The 15,901-nt window shown below is 34.6% G+C and carries 16 protein-coding genes and 1 other annotated feature (1 of these 17 cut by a window edge); of the genes, 3 read left to right on the plus strand and 13 right to left on the minus strand.

From position 1 onward, the window contains the following. Window positions 1-114 precede the first annotated feature (114 nt). On the minus strand, window positions 115-1,014 hold the full coding sequence (locus BCI01S_RS21045; RefSeq protein ID WP_047940183.1) for an AraC family transcriptional regulator: 900 nt from the start codon (window positions 1,012-1,014) through the stop codon (window positions 115-117). Between the two features lie 119 nt (window positions 1,015-1,133). Here BCI01S_RS21045 and BCI01S_RS21050 point away from each other — a divergent pair, with 119 nt between their 5' ends. Next, window positions 1,134-2,078: an EamA family transporter gene (locus BCI01S_RS21050; RefSeq protein WP_061800965.1), complete on the plus strand. Its 945-nt coding sequence runs from the start codon at window positions 1,134-1,136 to the stop codon at window positions 2,076-2,078. 108 nt (window positions 2,079-2,186) lie between these two features. On the opposite strand, the gene BCI01S_RS21055 is transcribed toward BCI01S_RS21050, so the two are convergent. Both BCI01S_RS21055 and BCI01S_RS21060 read right to left on the minus strand, forming a co-directional pair. Continuing rightward, the gene (locus tag BCI01S_RS21055) at window positions 2,187-2,705 is read right to left on the minus strand and encodes an NUDIX hydrolase (RefSeq protein WP_047940181.1); all 519 of its coding nucleotides are present in this window, start codon (window positions 2,703-2,705) and stop codon (window positions 2,187-2,189) included. A 293-nt stretch (window positions 2,706-2,998) separates the two neighbouring features. After that, entirely contained in the window at window positions 2,999-3,580 is a 582-nt protein-coding gene (locus tag BCI01S_RS21060) for an NAD(P)H-dependent oxidoreductase (protein WP_061800966.1), read from the minus strand. Between the two features lie 120 nt (window positions 3,581-3,700). On the opposite strand from BCI01S_RS21060, the gene BCI01S_RS21065 reads away from it, so the two are divergent. Continuing rightward, window positions 3,701-4,075 carry a winged helix-turn-helix transcriptional regulator gene (locus BCI01S_RS21065; protein WP_061800967.1) on the plus strand — a complete coding sequence of 125 codons (375 nt, stop codon included), beginning with the start codon at window positions 3,701-3,703 and terminating at the stop codon, window positions 4,073-4,075. A 237-nt stretch (window positions 4,076-4,312) separates the two neighbouring features. Then, complete coding sequence (locus BCI01S_RS21070; RefSeq protein ID WP_061800968.1) at window positions 4,313-4,786, plus strand: hypothetical protein; 474 nt, start codon at window positions 4,313-4,315, stop codon at window positions 4,784-4,786. Between the two features lie 176 nt (window positions 4,787-4,962). Here BCI01S_RS21070 and BCI01S_RS21075 read toward each other — a convergent pair whose 3' ends face one another. From BCI01S_RS21075 to lysS, 10 genes are all read right to left on the minus strand, one after another. Beyond that, window positions 4,963-5,400, minus strand: a complete 438-nt coding sequence (locus tag BCI01S_RS21075) for a GNAT family N-acetyltransferase (protein ID WP_047940177.1) — start codon at window positions 5,398-5,400, stop codon at window positions 4,963-4,965. A 467-nt stretch (window positions 5,401-5,867) separates the two neighbouring features. Next, complete coding sequence (locus BCI01S_RS21080) at window positions 5,868-6,740, minus strand: AraC family transcriptional regulator (RefSeq protein ID WP_061800969.1); 873 nt, start codon at window positions 6,738-6,740, stop codon at window positions 5,868-5,870. A gap of 365 nt (window positions 6,741-7,105) precedes the next feature. Further along, window positions 7,106-7,414 carry an aminopeptidase gene (locus tag BCI01S_RS21085; RefSeq protein ID WP_061800970.1) on the minus strand — a complete coding sequence of 103 codons (309 nt, stop codon included), beginning with the start codon at window positions 7,412-7,414 and terminating at the stop codon, window positions 7,106-7,108. Between the two features lie 105 nt (window positions 7,415-7,519). Next, complete coding sequence (locus BCI01S_RS21090; protein WP_061800971.1) at window positions 7,520-8,599, minus strand: ankyrin repeat domain-containing protein; 1,080 nt, start codon at window positions 8,597-8,599, stop codon at window positions 7,520-7,522. Window positions 8,600-8,889: 290 nt separating this feature from the next. Next, window positions 8,890-9,441, minus strand: a complete 552-nt coding sequence (locus BCI01S_RS21095; protein WP_176473254.1) for a hypothetical protein — start codon at window positions 9,439-9,441, stop codon at window positions 8,890-8,892. A 425-nt stretch (window positions 9,442-9,866) separates the two neighbouring features. After that, complete coding sequence (locus BCI01S_RS21100; RefSeq protein ID WP_061800972.1) at window positions 9,867-10,784, minus strand: DNA/RNA non-specific endonuclease; 918 nt, start codon at window positions 10,782-10,784, stop codon at window positions 9,867-9,869. A gap of 293 nt (window positions 10,785-11,077) precedes the next feature. Beyond that, the gene (locus BCI01S_RS21105; RefSeq protein ID WP_061800973.1) at window positions 11,078-12,301 is read right to left on the minus strand and encodes an MFS transporter; all 1,224 of its coding nucleotides are present in this window, start codon (window positions 12,299-12,301) and stop codon (window positions 11,078-11,080) included. A gap of 203 nt (window positions 12,302-12,504) precedes the next feature. Beyond that, window positions 12,505-13,044 carry a GNAT family N-acetyltransferase gene (locus BCI01S_RS21110; protein WP_061801000.1) on the minus strand — a complete coding sequence of 180 codons (540 nt, stop codon included), beginning with the start codon at window positions 13,042-13,044 and terminating at the stop codon, window positions 12,505-12,507. Between the two features lie 274 nt (window positions 13,045-13,318). Next, a complete protein-coding gene (locus BCI01S_RS21115) occupies window positions 13,319-13,912 on the minus strand; it encodes a kinase (RefSeq protein ID WP_082810114.1) in 594 nt (197 codons plus the stop codon). Window positions 13,913-14,223: 311 nt separating this feature from the next. After that, the gene (lysS, locus tag BCI01S_RS21120; protein ID WP_061800974.1) at window positions 14,224-15,684 is read right to left on the minus strand and encodes a lysine--tRNA ligase; all 1,461 of its coding nucleotides are present in this window, start codon (window positions 15,682-15,684) and stop codon (window positions 14,224-14,226) included. 82 nt (window positions 15,685-15,766) lie between these two features. Further along, window positions 15,767-15,901 (minus strand) — a binding site (T-box leader) (it continues 135 nt past the right edge of the window).

Consider the following 15,901-nt stretch of genomic DNA (forward strand, 5'->3'; position numbering starts at 1 on the left):
ACAATACCTTTCGCTATAAAGTATTTATTTCCTTCTTCCACCAAACTAACATCCTACTTTAGAAAGAAATCAATACCTTTTTGGAAAAGTATCGCACCAAATAGTTTAAGTGTACTACTTCACAAGTGAACAACTAATCTTATATTTTTTGTATGCTAATGGTGTCATGTTCATAGACTTTCGGAATTTATCGATGAAATAACTTGTACTGTTAAACCCTACTTGATAGGTAACATCTGTAACATTGGAATCTGGATGTTGTAATAAAATTAAACTTTTTTGAATTCGATAATCGTTTACGTAATTTAAAGGTGTTTTCTTTAAAATTCGTTTAAAATATCGACAGCATTCGGAACGGCTTAATTGACCAGCTCGTGCAATATCGTCTAAAAGGATTTTCTCAGCATAATGCAGGTGTATCCAATTTAGCATTTGTTTCATTCGATTATTCTTTAACATTTCCGTCTCTTCGGACTCTAATTGAATACCATTTATTATTAGGTTCTTCCAAATTAAAGTAAGATGTACGGTAATGTCAATTTCATAGCATGGTGGATTTTGTTGTATCAACTGATTGATTTTCATGATAGAGGCTAAAATATTTTTCGCCCAAAGCTCCGTTGGATCCAATAATAAATAAGGTATATTAGTTGCTTGAATATAGGGATTTACATAGGTTGTATAAAGTTCCTGAGATAAAATGAAGTGTGGTGAAACATTCAAACAAATATAGACACAACCCGACTCATTCTTATCTTTTGCCATGTGAAGGCAGCCACTATTTATAAATAGCCCTTCACTTTCTTGAACTGTAATATTCTCCTCATTTATTTGAAAAATTGCTTCTCCTTTTACAATGAAGATAAACTGAAATTCATCATGCCAATGAAGTGGTACATATCCATTTATATTTTGGTTAATGATAGTTTCATAACAAGCAATAGGTAACTCAACTGTACGGTGTTCAGTTAATTCTTTTAAACTTTCATCAACCATAAATTTTTTTATTTGCATATATATCACCTCAATATACTTATATTTTTTTATTCGATTCAGATATTATTTTAGAGGTTTTCCACTTATTATTTAAATATTATAACACTATTTTTATATTTAAGGGTGGAGGATCTATGATGAATAGACGAAAGGGCATATTTCTTGTTATAACGGGAGCAGTATTTTGGGGGATCGGTGGTACAGTTGCAAAAAAGCTTTTTCAACAGTATCAAATCGATCTAGATTGGTTGGTAATAATCCGATTGCTTATAGCTGGATTTTTACTCTTAGCAGTTCAGTTTTTCAGAAAAGATCGTTCCCAAATACTTGGTGTTTGGAAATCTCGAAGGACAGCTATTCATTTAATTATCTTCGGGTTACTCGGTATGCTTGCGGTTCAATACACATATATGGCTTCCATTAAATATGGAAATGCTGCTGTTGCAACACTATTACAGTATTTAGCGCCTGTTATGATTATCGTATACTTAATTTTCCGCAAACAATTGGTTTTAACACGAAGTGATTTGTTGACTGTTTCTTTGGCCTTATTGGGTTGTTTTTTCTTATTAACAAACGGCTCAATCTCTCAATTATCTGTACCTGCACTTTCAATCATTTGGGGTGTTTTATCAGGAATAGCATTAGCATTTTATACTCTTTATGCAGTTCCATTACTGAAGCAATATCATTCACTTGTCATTGTCGGATGGGCTATGATTATCGGTGGTTTTGCATTAAGTTTTATCCATCCTCCCTGGCAAATGGACCTTAAAAGCTTAACGATAGAAGCTTATTTATATTTAGTCTTCGTTATCATATTTGGTACCATGATTGCATTTTGGTTCTATATAGAAAGTTTACAAAGTCTGCTACCTAAAGAATCAAGTCTTCTTGGAAGCATAGAGCCACTAGCTGCTGTTTTGACAACGGTCTTTTGGTTAAAAGAAGCCTTTGGTTTATTTCAATGGGTAGGTACAGCTTGTATCATTGGAATGATATTATTGTTGGCTTTGAATAAAGAGTCTTCTCCAAGAACTGGTCAACCTCCTAAAAATGAAGAGCCCCTCAAAGTTAGTTGATTAGAGGGGCTTTCTTAAACTAACGCACTATTTTAAGGACAATACTTCACATCATCTTTTTGTGTTCTCACCAGATCTTTATATGTTTTTATCCTTTACACGTTTCATTTAAAGACAAACAGAGCCATAATGATGTCGCCCCTCAAAAAGAAAAGCAATGATACTCTCATAATAGGGTATAAATTTTTTTAATTCGATTAGCTCTAAGATTTCTTCTTTAGAGGCCCATTTGACTGCTTGTACCTCTTCAGTCTGTAATGTCAATTCATTCAAATCTAATTCATATTCAATTAAATAATAATCATCAAAGCCTCTTTCAAAGTTAATAGTAAATCGTGGGCGTATCCGTTCAAAGTTATAAAGAATCCCCAGCTCCTCGAATAACTCTCTTGAAGCAGCCTGCTGACTTGTTTCGCCTGCAACCGCACTACCACCACAAGTGATATCCCAAAGGTTCGACCATCCTTGCTTAAAGGGCTGACGCTGCTGAATGAGCATCTCTCCTTTTGGGTTAAATATACATACGTGTACTACTAAATGAAACTCATCTGAAGTCATTTCGTCGCCACGAGCTATTTGTTTATCAATTTTATTACGGTGCTTATCATACAAATCCCACTTTTCCATCGCCAAACTCCTATGTATATTTTTTGTACAAGATTCTCAGTATACTATTGATTAAATTTATAATAATGATTTTTACAAAATATATCCAACACTTCGTAATAAAATGATAACGATCCAAAAATCGTGGGAGAACATTTTATACTAAAAGTTAAAAGTCCCGTAAAACTGACGATACTCCTTATTAAACCAAACTACCTCTTTAGAAAGAAAGGCGATACCTTTTTGTAAAAGTATCGCTCCCGTTTGTTTAAGTACATGTCTTCACAAACAACGTCTTTTCCGTTCATTCTACTTTAAATTTCTTGAGTTATTTCTCTTAAAAATTGTTTTCTCTTCTCATCTGTTGTTAAGTTGACTCTAGAAAAATGTATCCATTTAGTGTATTCATTTTTAATTCCCAGGTCAGCTAAAGTTCGATTAATGAAAACTCCTTGAATAGCATTGCCTCCTTCAGATTCAATATATTCTTTATCCGTTGTAGAAGTTGAAATCACAGTTGTTTTTTCTATATTTGTCAATAGCCCTTTGAGAGTACTTGTTGTTTTATCCTCTAGGAAAGCGAATCCACTCAACATCACTTTATCAATAAATCCTTTTAGAATAGCAGGTAAGTCCCACCACCAGACAGGAAATATAAAAATCAACTCGGTTGTCTGACTTAATTTTTTTTGATAGTCCTTAACTAATTCGTAAGGTGTTTCTCCTCTATTAAATTGCGCCAATTCTTCTGCTGTAAATACGGGATTAAATCCATCTTTATATAGATCGATCACTTGAAATGTTTCTTTCTTAGCTTCTAAGTGTTTCGTGATAGAAGTTAAAATTGCATGATTATAGCTTCCTTCCCATGGATGTGCATAGACAATGGTTTTCATTACTAGTTCACCCTTCTCCCTTATTTTCATTATTTTGATGTACATTCATCTTATTGTATGCTATATATTTTTACAAGTACGGTAATTAAAGTACGATACTAACCTAAAGGAGAGTGCTAAATGAAAAAAGAATCTTATCTATTTGAAGGGAATTTGAAGGATACTGGTTTTGGATATACTTTGTCATTAATTGGCGGAAAATACAAAATGACAGTTTTATATGCGTTATATTTAAACAATAACCCTATACGATATAATCAGTTGAAACGGAAGCTTGGCAATATTTCTTTTAAAACATTAACCAATACACTAAAGGAACTTGAGAGTGATCAACTAATTATTCGAATGGAATATCCTCAAGTACCGCCAAAAGTAGAATATAGTTTATCAGAAAAGGGGTTGTCACTGATTCCTGTATTAGATGCAATTTGCTATTGGGGAGAAGAACAATTGGATAAAAGGAAGGAAGTCACGATTAAAGAAAATAATAACTAAATAAAGCTGCCTTGTCAGCAGCTGTAGATTCATTTTCCATATTATTATTCAATAAACATACCCCGATTATGAAAAAAGATTGGTTATTGACATGCTGGCGACTATATTCAATAACAAGCATAATCAAGCAAATGACAGTAATTTTTACTATAGGATGAATAAATTGAATATATGAAGTTATTTTAGGTGAAAATACCAGTGATTATCATGTAGATCGTATATTTTCGGAGGTTGTTTATGAAAGGAAACTGGAAAATGTATTTATTATTGGTATTGCCTTGGTTAACTATAAGAAAACTTGGTAAATTTAGCTTTCTTCGCTTTCTCCCCACTATTATTTTTAGCGACTTGGTTATTGCATTAATAAGTGAGCTATCCCGAAATTTAAAATGGTGGAAAGTAAGAAAACCTATATTCCCCAAATTAGCAACGGATGTCTCTTTTGTATTTGGACCTTTTACAATCCTAAACTTTTGGATTTTTAAATTAACTTACAAAAGATTTTGGCTATATCTATTTTCTAATGTCATTGCTGACTATTTATTTGCATATCCATTAACTTCAATAGCCGAGAAGCTTAGAGTATATAAAATGGTAAGAATGAGCCGAAAACAACTTTTCTTTTTAAGCATTGCAGTAGCAATAATTAACTACTTGTATCAATCATTATTTGTCGAACCTTTAAGAAGGAAGCATAAAGAATGTAAATGAGAATTTATATCTATACCAAAGAACCCCTAGTTTATGTGTTGTTCAAACCAGGGTTCTTCTATTGTTTCATCTACACCAAGAATGCAAATTTTGTTAACCTGCCCCGTTAATACCAAGTCTAAAAGCAGCAATAATACCTATTGGATTAACAACCGGAAATGAAATAAGTTAGTCTCTTATAACTGTAAACTCATAGTAATAGTCCTGGTGTTAAATCCCAATTTCTCATACAGTTTAATTGCATGATTCTCTGCAAATGCACTTAGACGGATTTCTGAATATCCATCTTGTTTTAGATGGTCAATACCTGCTCTCATTAACAGTTTGGAGATTCCTTTCCCTCTAAATTCTTCTATAACAAATAGTTCGTAAATAAATCCAATTACCCTATCAGTAAATTGGTCTTTACTTGTCCCTATAAGAATCCAGCCCATTATTTTGTTGTTTTTTGTTGCTATTAAATAATAGCTTCCGTTTTCCAAAAGTGGTTTAACAAGCTGGTCAATTTTTTCCTTCGTAGGTTCCACTTGTCCTAAAGTACCATCAAAAACAGCTTGTGGTGAAAGAGATAATACCTTTTTTAGTTCAAAATCATTAGGTTTTCTAATATCCATTAATTGAATCAGTCCTTTGATTTACTTTTATTCAAGTTTAGCATATATTTTGAAGGCGATTATGCTAAACTTGAATTCTATTTGCGCCAACCTGCCCTGCCCCTATAGCGACACAAGAATATCGCTAAGATATTGCATAAACTCCAGTAAATTCAATATGAAAATAGCCACTAGAGGATGTATGGAATTATTAAATTTACCTACCATTTTATAGGTTCATCAAATTAACCACAGCGATTTCCACTATAGCAACACAGAATATGGCCCTCTTTCTTTAAAGAAAGCCTCGGCTAAAAATTATGTATAATTATATTCACTCTAGATCAACTATCCTACTTTAGTAAGAAATGCGATACCTCTTTGTTGAAGTATCTCACCCTATAGTTTAAGTGAATACATTCACAATCATTCCATCTCTTAAGAAAAAAGAGCTGACAATAAGCAGCTCTTTGATCTAAAAATTAAAATTATTTTCTTAAAACTGGAATCCAAATTTCGCTTTTCACAGATGGTGAAGTTAAATCTTGGGTTTTAATCGACAAGATCTCGGGTCCTTCTGTTACTTGATAATTGGAAGATGGAAACCACTCAGAAAAAATCCTACCCCAAGTTTCCTGTAAAGTACTAGGAAAAGATCCCGTTGATTCAAATATCGCCCAGGTTAAAGCAGGAACTTCAAGTTTTGAAAAGTTTTCAGGACATTCTTCTGTTGTTGCCACTCCTATATACTGATCAAGCTCTCCTTTTTCTTCCATACGTCCATCAGAAAAGTTTGTAGATGCTTGAATCATCCCTTTAGGTTCAACATTAGAGAGTTTTTTTAATTGATCTATTTTTCCCATATCCAAAGATTTCCACATTGCTGTAATTTCTGGGTTTTCCCCTTCAAAAATAATTGGAACTCTTTTCATAATACCAACTATGTTAAATGCCTTTTTTTGTTCAATTCGGTAATTCATTTCATTTCCTCCTCTAATTGATAATTGGAAGGTCATTGGTGGAAAGGCCTTTAATTGCTGTCCGTTGTTTCTTGCTTCTGATGGTGTTACACCATGTAAATTTTGAAAAGCTCTAGTAAAAGAGTCTGGAGAATTGTATCCATATTTAACCGCAATATCAATTATCTTTAAAATACTATTTGTAAGCTCAAATGCTGCCAAACTCAGTCGTCTACGGCGAATGTATTCTGATAATGTTATACCTGCCAGAAACGAAAACATTCTTTTAAAATGATATTCAGAGCAATGAGCAATTCTTGCCACTATTTTAAAGTCTATTTCGTTCGTGAGGTTATCCTCAATATACCTCATTGCATTATTCATGTTCTTAAGCAAATCCAATAAATGACCCCCTTTCATCAATAGAATAACAGGAGTTGAATGTATCCGTCCGACATTATGTGCACCATTTTGTCGGTTTAATCCTATCTTTTACTAAACTGACCTTTTCTACCATAAGAAAGATCTTACATATTACAGTTTACTGCCACTTTAGCACCACATGAAAAAGGCCCCCCTTTATATAAGAAATGCACCCTTTTGTTTAAGTACATACTTTCACAAACAGAACCCATAATCTCCATAGTAAGAAAGCTGCCCAGTTTGGATTAGATTTAGATATTCCCATCCTTCATTAGCAGCACTTTAGTTCCACCTTCTTTAATTCCCACTACTTTCATATCTTCGGTACCAAAGGTCTCATTGACTTACAAAAGTGAAGTATTCAGCCCCTCTGCCTTCAACTCTTCTTCAGATTGGCCAAGGCCATTTTGAATATTAGAGGGCGATGCATTTCCGATTCCAATAGGACTGGCCGTATTTTCAGCAAACAAGCTATTGTAAAAAAGAGTATCTGCATGTGCAAGTGGAGATTTATTAGAGACCAAGGCAATTTCACTTAGAAAATGTGAACCTTCGTCTGGTTCGATGAGATTATGTAACACTTCTTGTCCCTTTGCGGCATAATAGTCGGTAATCCGTCCATCTTTAAAAATTAGATAAAATTCATCGATCAATTGAAGTTCCAGAAGATCTAAATTGCAATCTATAGAAAACAGAAAAAAATATATCTGTTCTCTTGGCTAAAATCTTCATCTGATCTGATCTTCTCCTCCTCATCTTTACAATTCTCCATCAAGATACTTTATTAGGTACAATTCAGGCTGCGCGAAGAACTCTGTAAAGCTGCATAAATCCAGATACGTCTGATGCTCTACATCATAACATCCTATCAGGCCATTATTCTTTGGGTTCCAAACCAACTGTAGGTCAGAGTAATTGTCGATATCAGCTGAAAGACGCAGCAGCTTTTGTCCACCGATTTTCATCTCAATTGTATCGTTCAACGTAAAAAAATCTATATACTCGATTTCATATTCATTTTGCGCTAGCTCAAGGCGTAGCTGATCTCCTGTAAGGAAGCAGACCAGTTCATCAGGTAATTTATATTTTTTAAGCTCATTTTTCTTGTTCGCTGGATCATGAAATTCAGCCGGCTCCAACGATTTCAAATAATTAGCCATAACCGTATCCTTATTGCTGACCGCAATCGTATATGGCCGATCGCCGTCTTTTTCCGCTTTAGTAACATCTGCACCATGTTCAATTAAAAATTTAACCATGCCCATATTCCCCATACGAGCAGCCACTGTTAATGGAGTCGCTTGATAAGGATAGACCATATCCGGTTGATTATAATTGATGTCCACTCCATGATTGAGCAAATACTTGAGTGTCTTCAGGTCATGGTCCGATGCAGCTTCACGCATGATGGCACCGCCGTGCAGCTTGATATCTAATCCCAGCTCATGAATAAGCGGAATGTTTTTTTTGTTGCCATAATAGGCTTCTGAATATGCACCCGACCCCATTTGATTAGGCTTGTCCATATCGGCTCCTTGCGCTGCAATGTAACGGACGATATCCTCCCCGCAATAACGTACAGCTCTCAAAAAAGCTGGATTATGATGAACATTCAGGTTAACGCCATGCTCTACCAGCAGCTTTAGAACCTCCATTTTCTGCAATACGAGCGCCAGATCTAACGGACTAAGAGAAATACGCTTACTAAGTACGATACCCTCCTCAATATCCCAGCCTGCTGCGATTTCCGCCTCTAAAGCTGGAATATTTCCTTCATAAATATGCATCGCAATTTCCGGCAGCTCCTGAAACCTTCCAATATCTCTCAAGACGATCAACCTTACCACTCCTTAGCTCAAAATTTTATGACACACCTTATCCGGATCTTTTTTTATAATTGTAAAACATAGTTAAATTGGGTTATTTTTTTTGATTATAACAATCCTTTATATTCTTAGTATTACTACGATTAGTTTTAGAAAAAGTTCCCGTTATTTAACAAACCTTTACCAATAGCAAGATTTCACTTATTGCAGGAATGCTTCCCCTTTAATAACTTAATAGACAAAAGTGCGTTCATCCGTCTTGGATCAATGCAACAGTTAGCTGAAGAACTAGCGTATTATCTTTATCTCCTTAAAGCCCCTATCCAAACATCACCTTTGTCGAGACTATATTGCAGGAAACTCCCATCTTCATCTTTAATTCTTACGGCATCATAGGCTTTTTCTTTTATTCTTGATACTTCTTTTTCAGTTAAAGCTCCTTCTTCTAACCATTCATTTAAGTCGTTTTCATCGTAATAATCACTCTCTATATGCAAATCCCATTCAAATTGTTCTAACTTGTCTCTCAAAGAATGAAATTTATCAAATGGAAATCTCTTATTTTCTTGCCTTCTTTTGAAGGTTTCATCATAAAAATCAAGACAATTTCTATATGCGACGACAATTTGTGAATTAATAAAATGGGGGTCATAAAGCCAGAGTTTCAAATAAAAGTCTTCATCTTCTTTTTTCATTTTTTGATGCCACTTTAGGTAAACTTCGATCATTGCATCAAGTAAAAGGCAATTATACCAATTAGGAGGGGTTCTTCGTTCTAATCCATAAAAAGGGTGAATCCATAATTTTTCGTATTGTCTTTGGTAATTCCTTAAGTAGTCCATATCTAAATTCATTGCATTTTGCTTCCATCTTTCGATTTTTCTTTTATGCCTTTTCCAACCTCGTATTTTCTTCTTTTTTGAAAAATAAAACACTTGTACACTTCCTTTATTGATTTATATAACTCAATGATACCTTATCTTCTTATTTAACTCCCTGCACCTTTAGCTACATGAGAGAAAAACTTCCCTTCTATTTAAGAAAAGCCCCCCATAGTTTAAGTACCTTCACAAAGTGATATTTAGAATATACCAAAAAGATGAATCAAAAAGAATGAGTAGCAACTTTCATTTCATGCTGTCCATAAATCAAATCAGGTGACGTTAGAGATGTTTAAAAGGATAAAAAAATGCAACTAATAATATCAGCTGCATTTCTTTAATATATTCTTTGGACTTTTTATCTGTTATTTATGGTCATGGATTGAAATTCTAGCGGCTTACTCCCCTACCATACCGTCGTTATCATTATCGCGCATATATTTGTACAACCAATGATCACTTGTTATTGGCATGCTATATCCTGCTGCTTTTGCTTCTTTAATTGTTACTTGACCATCACCGTTTGTATCCACAGTAGAAATATCCTCTTTCTTCTTCGAACTAGCTGATTCAGAAGACTTACTGCCAGTTAATCCAAGTGATTTATTTACTTCATCAGGGTTCACATTGTCGAATTCATCCTTAATGACATTTCCTTTTATTGTATAGGTATACTGATATCTAGAAGGAATCTGCGTTTCTGTATTAGGATATGTGATGATTGCTTCAAAGTTCGTGGCTCCACCTGCCTTACGGATTGCGTCTTCCATATAAGCTTGATCACCATGGCGGTTAAGCGTACTATCTTGTGGGGTAATATTATAAGCATTCGACACTCCCCCAAGTGAATCTGCAATGATATGTCCTTCATCTAAATCTGCTCTCTCGACACCAGGAACCTTTGCTTCATCAGAGTAGTATCTGCCAGACGATGTTACTGGTTCCTTATTGTCATCTTGTAGAATGATTTCTTCAGCAATGACACGGACTAGCTGCCCATGCTTATTCGTAAATGCCCAATATTCACGATCCCCGTATCCAATATCAACAACAACATTCGGTTCACGATGACCAGATAAATCACCGCCATCCACTTCAATAAGTTTGTATCCTTTGAACAGTTCATTTTTTGATTGGGCTGCTGCTTCCTCTACTACTTGTTTTTCAGTCGATGTTTTTTCTGTTTCACTATTTTTGGTAGTTACTTCTTGTGAATCAGCTTTCCCATCTGTATTCGATACATCTTCTACGTTGGAACAACCAACTATAAAGATAGCAGTTAAAAGTAAGATTAAATAGTTCATTTTCTTTTTCATGTTAAGACTCCTCATGATGTTTTCTTATTATTCATTCTAGAAATTTTCAACTTATACAGAATTAACAATGTTAACCTGTTTAAAATAGTATATTACAATTTTAATATTATTACAGTAAATACTTAGATTATGTAGTATTAAATTCAATAAAAGATTTGGAGAGATATTACATTATTTTTTTCTAATTAGAAGTTTCACTAGTATTTGCTTTTCGATTCAACAAAAGATGCTATTTGATTAATTTTAGTACTGAAATAGGCACTATTCCAAGTCAGAAATTGTCCCCTTTAATATTACCTAGCATCTACAGTAGAAAATTTCTTTTTGTTTACTTTAACCAAGGTAAAAGATAATAAAGCAGAAATAAAGATTAGGATGGAGGCAAATATATAAACGGCTCTTATTCCAACAAAGTCAGCAATGAAACCTATTAGAAAAATGGATAAACCTGTAACAGTTGATAATAGAATACTCTGTGATGCAAATACCTTGGGTAAGTCTATGGTTTGAATATTTATTTGAAATGCAGTTTGTTGAGCCACATCTCTTATTTGGTAGGCTGGACCCATTGCAATACAAAGCAGAAGAGCCAATATAGGACTACTGGTCAGCCCATAAATTAAAGTAAAAATACTAAATACTAACGAACCAACTGCCATACTAAGTATCAAGTGCTTCTGAATTATTTTAGCTATGAATATGGTGATTATCCCCCCTAAAATAGCACCAACATAATAGCTTGCATTAATAAAACCCCACCATTGCTCTCCTTGGTTTAGGGCTTCTTTTACATACACCAATGTTATTGCCCCAACCCAAATGGAACCTGCCATTCCCTCAATAACATCCATTAAAGTAACCATTCTAAGCGTCTGATTATGCCATAAAATCTTCCATCCTTCATTCATCAGCGCCCACTTGGATTTATTTTCGACAGGAACTTCCATATTAGAAACGAAATGTTTTGATGTAATATATAAAGCCAATACAGAAAGCCAAAGCAATACTACATTAAACGCCAAAGTAGAATTATGTCCCCAATTTATTACTGCAAAACCTGTAAAGCTGTAACCCGCTATTTGAACAGATTGAGTTGTGATGGATAGTGAACTGTTAGCTCTCACAAGATTTTCCTTTGGTACAATTTTAGGTGTAACAGAGTTAAGTAATGGGTTTCCCCATCCTTCCATAAAAGATATAACTAAAATAAATAGAAGCAAAACATAAATATGATTCGTTATCGGCATAAAACCGAGTAGTAAAAAAGAAAGTAATAATGCTTTCAACCCCTGAAGCTTTAACATTAATTTAGTGAAAGCAAACTTTCTATAAATTAATGGGGATGTTAGACCTGCAGTTAAATTAGCCAAAGCCTTGAATAAAGGAAACAATGAGGACATTAATGCAGATTCCGTTTTTTGATATATGTAGGTGGTAATGACCATAATGTAAATGACATCCGCTAAGGCTATGCTTGTCTTAGCAAACCAGAAACTATAAAAACGTATACTATTCATACTATCTCCTCTCTTGATTAATCGAAAACAACCCTATGATTATATCATTAAAATACAAGTTTTTCCTTCTTCTTTTTGTTTATTGCGCACATATCAAACGATTATATATCCATTCCACCGCATAAAAACGCAGCTTTTATACAACCTGAAAGTTAACTTAAACAAGTAGTCAACTTTTTTAGTTACCTTATAAAATTACGCTCTTACTTCTTCATTACTTTTTTAAAGTGGAAAAATTCATATTCTGTATCTGGTTTCGTTTCATCCACTTCAAAGTCTGGGCCAGGGTTACCTCTATGCAAAAATTCCACAATATGAAAACCACATTTATTCACATAAAAGTGAATATTGCGTTTTTCAAAATAGGGTGTATATAGCTCCCAAACTTTTGTTTCTGGGTATGCTGCCTCTATTGCTTGCCACGCTTTTGTCCCGATTCCTTTACCATGGGCATTCGCATTCATATATAAAAATACAACTTCATTATGCTGTGTGTCTTCATCAATCTTTAACACTGCTCCACCCAGATTTTCTCCGCTCATTACGAGATGATAGATCGCTGCATCTGGTTCTGCGAGCATTTGCTCAACATCCTTTTCAGATGGAACCGGTGCTATTTCAGCTGGATTATCATGCTCTGGAAAACTATCCTTTAACCCTTTTAAGAAAGCTTTGTGTAATTCCTGCTTAAAATCGGCCAGCATATACTTGTTTACCGGAAGAAGTGTAACGTTTTGTTCCATATTACCTATCATCCTGCCACGTCCTTTCCACACTTCTTTGTACTTTACCTTATTCATTATTCTCCAAGTACAGAGCAGAACTGTAGTAAATGGTATATAAATACCTAATCTACTTCCCGTTCACTTCATGTTTACTATATAAAAGGAAGTCATCTTAAAATGGCTGTTGAAGTGATCAATATTAGATCTTATCCTAGTAATCAGCCCACGCCCCCTTATGCAAAAATCTTTTGCCCGATCTTGTCTCCTTATTTATGTAATCGGTACTTTTCCTTTAAACTTGAAACACCATATTTGCTCGTTCTTTTGGATATTCTGTGTTTACATAATAATCCTCTGCCTTCCAGTATCTATGCTTAAATTTATTTAGATTCTGCTGCGTTTCCTTGCTTTCTCGTGCAAATCTAGTTTCCTTTGAACAATCTAAATAGAGGATAAAATCGAAAAACTCTCTCCATTCTTTCCGTTGTAAGAAAACTCCTTCTATTATGATTAAGTCAGTATGCGATAAGGAAATCGTTTCTATTTGGTGGGTATCATCGTCTGAATTATATTTACGCAGCTGTAATTCTGTTGTCTCTTTTAGTTCCTTAAAAAGTGATTCTCGTAACGTATGGACATCCCATTGTAAATGATAGTATTCATACCATTCCTCATAGCCGGTATGATAACGCCGATTTTTTTCTACAATATAATCATCTATGTGTAAAACTGTTACAGAAAATCCTTTTTCATGGAGACTTGCTTGTAGTTTTTTCACGATGGTTGTTTTTCCAGACCGGCTTAACCCGTCTATCCCAACCACAACTCTTTTCCCACTTGCGGGTATTGGAATGCTTGCTGCTATAGCATTTATATGATCTTGCAAATTAGTCCCTCTTTTCCTTTAGAGCTGTTTCACTAAATTTGTTATCATTCTCTCATTCTTCTTTATCATTAGATTTTAACAGACCAGTCTGATTACATCCAGTTTTTTGGAAAATTCCTCACCTATTAGGTATCTCTTTTTTCAATCTAGAAATCAATTATTTTTCTCTTTTTATCATCTGACCTCTCCTACTTCAATTAAATAAGCGTTTTAAATTTCCTAATCTAAAGCAATGGAGACCAAAACTTTTTGGTCTCACTTTCTCTTTTACTAAAAGGGGATGCTTGCTGCTTTTCTTTTGTAAAATTCTATTAAACTTTTTTCGTTAATGGAAACAGTACACAATCTTTAATTGTCTCACTGTCTGTTAATATCATTAAAAGGCGTTCAATCCCAAATCCCCAACCAGAAATTGGCGGCATTCCATATTCCATTGCCAATAAGTAGTCTTCATCCATTTCCATTGCCTCTAAATCACCGCCGCTTTTCAAAACAGCCTGTGCCTCTAATCTTCTTCTTTGCTCAAGAGGATCCACTAATTCAGAATATGCATTGATAATTTCAGCTCCATTTACTACTAATTGAAAGCGATCCGTAATTGCGGGATTATGATCATTTGCTCTTGCCAAAGGTGACAAATCAATAGGATGATTGATTAAAAAAGTTGGCTCTATTAGTTGCGGACGGCACATTTTTTTATATAACAAATCGATAAAGTTCCCTCTTCCTAAGGTCTCGATATTGTCTTGTTCTAAATAGATACTTCTCCGCTTTGTTTCTTCATACAAGTCATCTACATTGGGAAATAAATCAATATCAATGCCTGTATCTTTTAGAATTAAATCCCTAAAGGAGACGACTTTCCAGTCTAAAGAAAAATCAATGGTTTTTCCTTGGATGGAAATAACGGTTGTATGAAAAACCTCATTCAGCACATATAGAAGTAAATCACGCATGAGTGCCATTGTATCCTCATAGCTCCAATAAGCCGCATAGCCTTCTACCATCGTAAATTCTTGAAGATGCTGAGGACTGACTCCTTCATTTCGAAAGCACTTTGCAAGCTCAAATATTTTAGTAAAGCCTCCTACTATTAATCTTTTTAAGTAAGTCTCTGGTGCAATTCGTAAATTTAATTCCGAATCCAATGCATTATGATACGTTCTAAATGGACGAGCTAATGCCCCGGAAGAAGTATGCTGTAATACAGGTGTCTCCACTTCTAGGAAACCTCTTTCTTCTAAAAATCTCCGAATTGCACGCACTAACTTTGTTCGTGTTAACATTCGTTCTTTTGTTTCCTTTGTCATCATCAGGTCTAAATAACGTTGTCGATAACGGGTCTCTACATTGTTTAATCCATGCCATTTTTCTGGCAGAGGATGCAGAGCCTTTCCTAGTAAAACATATTTTTCGATCCGCAGCGTTTTTTCCTTTGTTTTTGTCGAATACATTTTTCCTTCCACACCAATAAAATCTCCTACATCAAAATAGTTAGCGAAAACATTGGCTGACTGCTCTCCGACCTCTTCTTTTTTCAAAAGCAGCTGCAGACTTCCTTGAATATCTGAAATCGTCAGGAAGCTAAATTTACTAAACTGGCGAATCCCCATGATTCTTCCTGCCACTCGCACTTCTTCTGTGCCATCCTCCAGTAAAGCTGCTTCATAAAGTTCATAATTTGTCTCATATCTTTCTGGATATACGAAAACTCCCTCTGATCTTAATGCCGCTAATTTTTCTATTCTCCGTATTGTTTGTTCCTGGCTCATTCTATGGCCCTCCAGTCCTTTTATTGGATTTTTTATTTATTCTATATAAAATAAAAAAACTCCCACCCCCAAGATTATTCATCTTGAGGACGAGAGTTATTATTAACTTCGTGGTACCACCCCAGTTTATTGATATGTTGCCATATCAACCTCTTCGGGTACGGCAATTAAAAAATTGGTTATACCCTATCTCTATAACGGGAGATCCCGTCGCAGT

The sequence above is a fragment of the Niallia circulans NBRC 13626 genome, from assembly GCF_001591585.1.
Lineage (GTDB): Bacteria > Bacillota > Bacilli > Bacillales > Cytobacillaceae > Niallia > Niallia circulans.